5 protein-coding genes, 1 tRNA gene and 2 pseudogenes are annotated in these 8,496 nt (G+C 71.4%); all 8 read right to left on the bottom strand.

Annotated features, from left to right (window positions below):
* Nucleotides 1-51 precede the first annotated feature (51 nt).
* Nucleotides 52-1,032 (bottom strand): ribose-phosphate diphosphokinase, encoded by a 981-nt coding sequence (locus DWB68_RS09945; RefSeq protein ID WP_119424988.1) that lies wholly within the window; start codon nucleotides 1,030-1,032, stop codon nucleotides 52-54.
* A 5-nt stretch (nucleotides 1,033-1,037) separates the two neighbouring features.
* The gene (gene glmU, locus DWB68_RS09950; protein ID WP_233548732.1) at nucleotides 1,038-2,450 is read right to left on the bottom strand and encodes a bifunctional UDP-N-acetylglucosamine diphosphorylase/glucosamine-1-phosphate N-acetyltransferase GlmU; all 1,413 of its coding nucleotides are present in this window, start codon (nucleotides 2,448-2,450) and stop codon (nucleotides 1,038-1,040) included.
* A gap of 175 nt (nucleotides 2,451-2,625) precedes the next feature.
* Nucleotides 2,626-2,697 (bottom strand) — tRNA-Gln (locus DWB68_RS09955).
* Between the two features lie 65 nt (nucleotides 2,698-2,762).
* A complete protein-coding gene (locus DWB68_RS09960) occupies nucleotides 2,763-5,972 on the bottom strand; it encodes a lipopolysaccharide biosynthesis protein (RefSeq protein ID WP_158588277.1) in 3,210 nt (1,069 codons plus the stop codon).
* Between the two features lie 8 nt (nucleotides 5,973-5,980).
* The gene (locus tag DWB68_RS09965; protein ID WP_233548733.1) at nucleotides 5,981-7,036 is read right to left on the bottom strand and encodes a glycosyltransferase family 2 protein; all 1,056 of its coding nucleotides are present in this window, start codon (nucleotides 7,034-7,036) and stop codon (nucleotides 5,981-5,983) included.
* Entirely contained in the window at nucleotides 6,936-7,157 is a 222-nt protein-coding gene (locus DWB68_RS09970) for a hypothetical protein (protein WP_119424991.1), read from the bottom strand. Before DWB68_RS09970 ends, DWB68_RS09965 begins: the two co-directional genes overlap by 101 nt.
* Before the next feature lie 137 nt (nucleotides 7,158-7,294).
* A pseudogene (locus DWB68_RS17240) lies at nucleotides 7,295-7,594 on the bottom strand (CDP-alcohol phosphatidyltransferase family protein); the annotation flags it as partial.
* A gap of 127 nt (nucleotides 7,595-7,721) precedes the next feature.
* A pseudogene (locus DWB68_RS17245) lies at nucleotides 7,722-8,496 on the bottom strand (IS3 family transposase); the annotation flags it as partial.

An 8,496-nucleotide genomic window follows, 5' to 3' on the forward strand; every position in this document is an offset into this window, starting at 1 on the left:
ATCGTGCAGATCGGCGGGGCGGCGCTAGGTGGCGAGGGTGGTGCGGAAGCCTCAGGCGCGGCCGTCGAAGAGGCTCGTCACGGAGCCGTCCTCGAAGACCTCCTTGATCGCGCGGGCGATGAGCGGCGCGATGGAGAGCACGGTGAGGTTGGAGAAGCGCTTCGCGGCCGGGACCGGGAGCGTGTTCGTCACGACGACCTCGCGGGCGCCGCACTCGGCCAGGCGCTGCGCGGCCGGGTCGGAGAACACGGCGTGCGTGGCGGCGATGATGACGTCCTTGGCGCCGGCCTCCTTGAGGACGCGCACGGCGCCGGCGATCGTGCCGCCGGTGTCGATCATGTCGTCGATCAGGACGCAGGTGCGACCCTCGATCTGGCCCACCACGGTCTTGGACTCGGCCTTGTTCGGCACGGTCAGATCGCGGGACTTGTGCACGAACGCGAGCGGCACGCCGCCCAGGCGGTCCGCCCACTGCTCGGCGACGCGGACGCGGCCCGTGTCGGGCGAGACCACGGTGATGTTGTCCGAGCCCACGCGGGTGCGGATGTAGTCGGCCAGCAGCGGGATCGCCATGAGGTGATCGACCGGGCCGTCGAAGAAGCCCTGGATCTGCGCGGTGTGCAGGTCAACGCTCATGATGCGATCGGCGCCGGCCGTCTTGTACAGATCGGCGACGAGGCGGGCGGTGATCGGCTCGCGGCCGCGGCCCTTCTTGTCCTGGCGGGCGTAAGGGTAGAACGGCGAAACCACGGTGATGCGGCGGGCCGAGGCGCGCTTGAGCGAATCGATGGTGATGAGCTGTTCCATCAGCCAGTTGTTCAGCGGGGCCGGGTGCGACTGGATGACGAAGCAATCCTTGCCGCGCACGGACTCGCCGGAGCGCACATAGATCTCGCCGTTGGCGAAGTCGTACGCGGAGACGGGAGCCAGCTCGGTGCCGAGCGCCTCCGCGATCTCCTGTGCCAGCTCGGGGTGGGCGCGACCGCTGGCGAGCACCAGCTTCTTGTCGACGTTGTGGCTCAGTTCGCTCATGGGACTTACTTTCCGTTCTGAAGCGGGGTGGAGGATGCGTCGGAAATGGTCTGGGAGGCCAGCATCGCGGCGACGGCTGCCGCGGAGCCGGGCCGCTTGCGCTGCACCCACCCCTCGGAGTTTGCCTGAGGCGCCTGAGTGATGGCCAGGGCTCCGGCGGGAACGTCCTTGCGGACGACCGCTCCGGCGCCGGTGTAGGCGCCGTCGCCCACCGTGACGGGGGCGATGAAGACGGTGTTGGCACCGGTGCGCACCTGCGAGCCGATGACGGTGCGGTGCTTGTTCACGCCGTCGTAGTTCGAGGTGATGTTGCCGCAGCCGATGTTGGTGTCCTCACCGATCTCGGCGTCGCCAGCGTAGCCGAGGTGCGAGAGCTTGGTGCGGGCGCCAATCGTGACGTTCTTGGTCTCGTAGAACGCGCCGATCTTGCCGTCCTCGCCGAGGACGGTGTCCTTGCGCAGGTAGGCGAACGGGCCGACGGACGCGCCCGCGCCGATGCGCGAACCCGTTGCGTCGGTGCGCTTCACGGTGGCGCTGCGACCCACGACGGTGTCGACGAGCGTGGTGTCCGGGCCCACCGTGGCGCCCTCGCCGATGGCGGTGTGGCCCTGCAGGAGCGTGCCGGGCAGGAGCGTGACGTCGCGCGCCAGGATGACGTCCACGTCGATCCACGTGCTCTCGGGATCCATGACGGTCACGCCCTCGCGCATCCACTTGGTCACGATGCGGCGGTTGAGCTCGCGGCCGAGCGCGGAGAGCTGAACGCGGTCGTTGGCGCCCTCCACCTGCCACTGGTCGGTGGTCACGGCGGCGGAGACGCGGTCGCCGTCCTGGCGCATGATGCCAAGGACGTCGGTCAGGTACTTCTCGCCCTGGGCGTTCTGCGTGCCGACGCGGGCCAGCGCGCCGCGTAGCGCGGACGCCGAGAAGGCGTAGATGCCCGAGTTGATCTCATTGATCGCGAGCTCTTCCTCGCTCGCGTCCTTCTGCTCCTTGATGCCGAGCACGGAGCCATCCTCCGCGCGCAGCACGCGGCCATAGCCGGTGGGATCCTCGACGCGGGCCGTCAGGACGGTCGCGGAGTTCCCCTCCTCGACGTGGCGGGAGACGAGCTCGCCGAGCAGTTCGGCGCTCAGGAGCGGGACATCGCCGTAGGTGACGACGACGGTGCCGTGGGTCAGGTCCTCGAGGGCCTCGAGGGCCACCTCGACGGCGCGGCCCGTGCCGGGGACATCGTCCTGATCGACGATCGCGATCTGGGGGGCGTGGTCGAGCACGTGGGCGGCCACGCGGTCGCGCTCGTGGCGAACCACGACGGCGAGGCGCTCGGGTTCCAGCGCGGCGGCGGCGTCGAGCGCGTGCCCCACCATGGAACGGCCACCGATGCGGTGCAGGATCTTGGGTGTGGAGGACTTCATCCGGGTCCCCTCGCCAGCGGCGAGGACAATCACGGCTGCTGGGTGGATCGCGTCACTCACGTGGCTCTTCTGCTCCCTGTGGATGGTGCGCCGGCCGGTGCGCCCGCGCTTCAGCCGGGGGCGTCGGCGCCGACCCCCGGTTCGAGGAGCCACTGCGCCCTGCGGCGCCGCAGCGCTCCGCCTCTAGGATTCGAACCTAGACTGCACGGCTCCAAAGGCCGGCGTGCTGCCATTACACCAAGGCGGAACGGGCACGCCGCGCGGGGCGGCCCGCATCTATTCTGCCATGCCCGCGCGCGTTCCCGTGTTGGCTCACGCGGTGTCTCCGGAGCGGTCCGCGCCGCCGCGGCGGCGCGCCACCGCCGCATGCAGGGCGCCGACCGGGGCCTCGAGGCCGAACGCGGCCGGGCGCACCAGCACGAGCGCCGCATAGGCCCCACCGCCGAGCACCAGGGTCACGAGCAACGCGAACCACGACGGCCCGAGCAGGAAGCGGCAAGCGAGCCCCACCGCCCCGAAGCACGCAAGCGCGCTGATCCCCACGAGCCCGATGCTGCGCAGCGGAGGCGCAAAGCCCAGCCGGCGCCACACCTGGAAGGTGGCCAAAGCGGCGTCGAGCAGGACGGAAGCCGCCCAGGCGGCGGCCGCTCCCACGAGCCCGAGCAGCGGGATGAGCACGAGGCAACCGAGGACCGCCACGGCGAGCGCGGCCAGCTTGTTGAGTAGCTGCCACCGCGAATGCCCCGCCATGAGCAGCACCGATTGCACGCCGCCGGCCGAGACCGCGAGCATCATGGCCACGCCGATGAGGCTCATGGCGGGCGCCGCCACGGCGAATCCCTCGCCGAAGACACCCAGGAGCACCGGCGCAAAGACGGCAAGCACGAGGTAGAAGGGCCAGGCGGCCGCGACGAGCACGCGCGTGGTCGCGGCGTACAGCGCCTTGGCCGCACCGAGTTCGCCCCTGGCCAGCGAGGCAGAAACAAGCGGTGAGGTGACGAGCCGGGCCGTGAGGTCGAGCATGGGCCCCAGCCGCACGAACCGGTTCACGGCGCCGTACGCGCCGGCGGCCGCCGGGCCCAGGAAGAAGCCGACGCACAGGACATCCACCCATTCGAGGCACGTCTCCACGAGGGCCGCGGCGCCGCGGGCCGAGGCAAAGGACCAGAAGCGCCGGGGCGAGGCCGGGGGCAGGGGTGCGGCCACGGCCCGGCCGGGTCGGCGGTGCACGGCCGACCGGGTGGCGTTGATCGTCAGCACCACCGCCAGGCCAAGCACCACGAACACCGGCGCCGCCCACGCCACGGTGAGGGGCAGCAGGCCCGCGCCGAGCACGAGCGCGGCAACGATGAGCAGCAGGCGCAGCACGGGAAGCGCGACGTTCTGGAGAAGCGAAAAGTCGCGCACGCGCCCGAGGCCGCGCAGGGCCCCGAAGAGCGCCGTCATGACCGCGCCCAGCGGGACGAAGGGCGCCGCCACCCTGATCGCGAGCGTCAGCTCGGGGTGCGCCGCTCCCCCCAGCGCCGGGGCAGCGAGCCAGGCGGCGAGCGCCAGGGCCGACGACACGGCGGCGACGGGAATCAGGGCGATCTTCAGCACGCGCACGACGTCGGCGGCTTGGCCCGTGGCGACGCGCGCCGCCAGCTCGCGCACGAGCGCGGTGTCGGCGCCGAGCACCGTGCCGACGACCGCGATGTTGAACAGGGCGATGACCTGGAAGAAGACGCCCGCCGCGCCGTCGCCGGCGACATTACCCGAGAGCAGGGTGGCCCCGAACGCCAGGACGGCGCCGACCACGACGAGGGCAAAGGAGGAGCCGGCCAGCTTGGCAGCCGAGCCCGCACGGGCGCGGGAGCGGCGCCGCGGCGAGGCCTCCTCCGTGGGCAGCACGGCCCGCCTGGCCGCGAGCATCTCGGGCGTCACGAGCGGGATCGCCTCCGTGTCGAGGCGACGCCGCCCCCTGCCCGTGCGGGCGCCCTCCGGGGCGGGCGGGGCTGGCGGGGCTGCCGGGCCGGGCGGCAGGGAGAACGACGACGCGCGTGAGGGACCGGGCGCAGCGGGCTCGGCGAGGGCCGCGCCCCGGGTGAGCGCCCCGCCCGGTGCGAGGGGCGCCGGGGCCGGCGCGAGGGGCGCCGGGGCCATCGCGCCCAAGGCAACGAGCGCCTCGCCGGGGCCGCCCAGGCGGGCCCCGGAACCGGCGCCGGCCCCCACGAGCACAGGGGCCATCGCCCGCGGGGGCACCCGCCGCGGAAGCATGACGAGGCTCAGCCCGCGCAGGGGCGTCGGGGCGGAGGCCCGGGGCCTGGCGCTGCGCAGCACCGTGGCGGCCAGCACGAGCACGAGCACCATGGTGATGTTGTTGAGCGAGTAGAAAGACAGTTGGACCACGAGCGCCGGAAAGGCCGCGTACAGCCACGCGCCGGCCGCATCGGGAACCCGCCACCCGCGCACCAACACCTGCAGCAGGAAGGCCGGGAAGAAGACCAGCGCCGGGAAGCCGAAGCAGTAGATGAGCAGCCACACCATGCCCTGGGTCCCGAAGGACACCCCGACCACGGGGTCCAGCTGCGGCGAGGCGTGCCCGAGCCAGGGCCGCTCGAGCGCCTTGTTGATGGTGCGTTCGTAGAGCTCGAAGCGGTCCCCCGTGGAGTTGGAGTGGGTGAGGCGCTGCAGGATGGAATCGATGGCACCCGAGAGCACGGCGACCGAGGCGGCGACCGCCGCCCCCGCCGAGATGCCGAGCACGATCCGCCACCTCCCGGCGGCGGCCAACCGCAGCGCGGCGGCGGCGAGCGCCACGCCGAGCGCGCCAAGCATGCCGCGGTTGGACGTGGCGAGCGCGGGGACGAGCGAGGCCAGGAGCACCACGCCCCAGGCCAGCTTGCGCCGGGCCCCGGGGGCGAGCGCGAGCCGCGCGATCGCCACGGGGGTGAGCAGCGCGTAGGCCAAGCCCCAGGAATTGGCGTACGGGAAGGGCGCAGCCGGACGCTCGAAGGGCTGCTCCGCACCCCATGGCTGCTGCACCTCGGCGAGGCGCGGATTGACGAGATCGCGGACGAGCTCGTTGGAGCTCAGCGAACCGAGCATGATCCGCCCGATGGGCGTGCTCAGGCGCAGATCGGGCGCGAGCATGGCCGCAAAACCGAGCACCACCACGGTGGCCCAGGTGCAGCACAGGATGACGATGATGCGCTCGCGCGGCAGGCGCTCGCGGGCCGAGGCGACGTAGAACCCCGCCACGCCCGCGTTGATGACGTCCAGAGCCCGCATGCCGTAGCCGAGCACGGAGCCCGTCTGGGTGAGCGAGAGCGAACACGCGAGCACCCACACCACGAGGGCCACCCAGGGGCCAAGACCCGGCAGCCAGCGCGCCCCGCGGCGGATCATCAGGACGATCATGCAGGCGGACGCCGCGGTCGCGACAGACGCCATGGCCCCGACGGCCCACCACACCATGAGCCCGCCGAGGAGCGCGGCGAGGGGCCAGGCCGGCAGGGGCTTGACCGCGGGCGGCTCGAGCACGGCAGACATCACAGGCCGTGCCCCGTGCGCTGGACGGCGGAGCGCACCAGCCCGGCCGGGAGGACGCGCCCGGCCACGGCCAGCGCGGCCCAGGCCCGCAGCTGCCCGCGGTCGTTGCGCAGCGCCAGCTTGGCCCACCGCCTGGCCTCGGGCCGTTCGCCCAGGGCGGCGCGCGCGTAGGCGATCTGACCGGCCATGCGGGAGAGCCCCTTGGGGTCCTGCTCGAACTCTGGGAACTTCTCCAGGAGACAGCCGAGCCCCTCGGCCACGGAGCGCCACTTGCCCATGAAGTAGGAGGGACGATCCCACAGCACGCGCACCACGGGCTGCTGCACGCTCACGATCCCCCCGAGCCGTCCGGCCCGCAGCATCATGTCGTAGTCCTCGCCGTAGCCGTGCGGCAGCTCCTCGTCCACGAGCCCCAGCTCGCCGAGCAGGTCCGCTCGCCGGTACATGAGCGAGGAGGGGTGAATCTCCTGCACGCGGGAACGCAGCAATTGCGCGAAGTCGACGCGCTCCGGCGCCCTCCGCTCCACGTCTTTGCCGCCCGTGCGGACGAGCATGCTGCCGGCCACGGCGCGGGCCTCGGGGCGGGAGGTGAGCAGGGGAAGCCGGGACGCGAGCTTGCCGGGCAACCACGCGTCGTCGTCATCGCAAAAGCCGACGACGGCGGAGGTGGCGGCGCGGATGCCCGTGTTGCGTCCCCCGCGAGCCCCTGCGGCCCCTGATTCACGGTCACGAGCAGCCGCGAGCCCTCGGGAACGTCCACGTCGGAGAGGTCGAGGGGTTCCACGTGATCGAAGACCACGATGATCTCGAGCGGCCAGCGTCCGCCGCTCGCGGTGCGCTGATCGAAGATCGATGCCACCACGAGCCGCAGCAGCTCCGGCCGCCCGCCGATGGTGGCGAAGACCGCCGAAACCGGCGCCGCGCCGTCGTGCCCTGGGGCCAAAGGAGTGCCGCTCATGCCGAGGCCTCCCCCAGCGAGCGCAGCTCGCGGAAGCGCCTGGCCGCCGAGAGCGGGAAGTGCAGGCCGTTGATGAGCAGCAGCAGGCCGTAGCCAGCCAGGAAGAGCGGGGCCGAGCCCCACAGGACAAACACCCAGCACACCATGCCGAAGTCGGTGGGAAGCAGGGCCAGGGAACGGAGCAGGCCCGTCCCGGCCGGGGCCGGGGCGGAGGGCACGACGGCGGGGCGGAGGGCACGACGGCGGCCGGGCGGCCCGCGAGCGCGGCCCGCCGCAGCTGCTCGGCCAGGATCTGGGACATGAAGATGCCCACGCTGACGAGCGTGAAGATCAAGGACAGGACGAGCCAACCGCGCTGCACCTCCGGGCGCAGGAACAGGGCCACGGACACGGCCAGGTGGATGGCGGGGGTCCGCACTGCATCGATGACGTGATCGAGCCACTCCCCCGCCGGCGAGCCGGTGCGCGTCACACGCGCCACCTGGCCATCGGCCGAATCGAGGGCAAAGCGGCTCTTCACTATGGATTTCGTGGACCAGATGGTCTGACTCTTTGAAGGATGTGGCGGCCCCTGCCCAGCGGGCGCACGATGGTCTGGTGGGCGGGTCTGACTCACGGCTCTTCTGACGTCATCCTTGTGGTGGCTGTCCTGCATGCGACGTGTCGGCCGGCTCGGCTCACTTTCGAAGTGCAGCCCGGCGGGCCGTCATGTCCTGATAAGAGTCAGGCGAGTCCCCGATAGTGAACTGACGGGACTGCTGCACGGATTGAGACAGTTGGGGTTAGGCCGCTTGGGCGGCTGGTGGGTTCATGATGAGTTCGAATTCCACGGGCGTCAACCGGCCGAGGCATTGTTGGCGTCGGCGGCGGTGGTGGCGGGTTTCGATCCAGGCCACGATCGCGGTCCGCAGCTGCACACGAGTGGCCCAGACTCGACGGTTGAGAACGTTCTTCTGCAGGAGGGCGAAAAACGATTCCATCGCTGCGTTATCCCCGGCCGCACCGACGCGGCCCATGGAGCCGCGTAGCCCGTGGTGCTTGAGGGCGGCCAGGAATTTGTTGGATCTGAATTGGGAGCCTCTGTCTGTGTGCACGATGCACCCGGCCACGCTTGCGCGCATCGCCACGGCGTTGTTCAGCGCGTCAACGGCCAGTGAGGCCGTCATCCGATCGCCGATGGAGTAGCCGACGATTTTGCGGGAGTGAGCGTCCTTGAATGCGCACATGTACAGCTTCCCCTCGCTCGTCCAATGCTCGGTGATGTCGCCGACCCTTCAGCTGATTGATGCCGGTGGTGGCGGTGGTGAAGTCGTGGCGGGGTTCGCCGTGCTTGCCTTCGATGACGGTGAGGTCATCGTGCACCGACGGCCCGGCCTTCTTTCCTGACCCGGATTTCTTGCACGTGGTGGAGAACCAGCCGGCCATCGAGCAGAGTTTCCACGCGGTGCGCTCACTCATGACCTCACCGGCCGCTGCGGCTTGGTCACGTAAGAAGCGGTGCCCGAACTCTGGGTCCTCTTGATGGGCGTCGAAGAGGGCGTTGGCCCGGTACGCGGC

Source organism: Galactobacter valiniphilus (genome assembly GCF_003575975.1).
In the GTDB taxonomy this organism is placed as follows: Bacteria; Actinomycetota; Actinomycetes; order Actinomycetales; family Micrococcaceae; genus Galactobacter; species Galactobacter valiniphilus.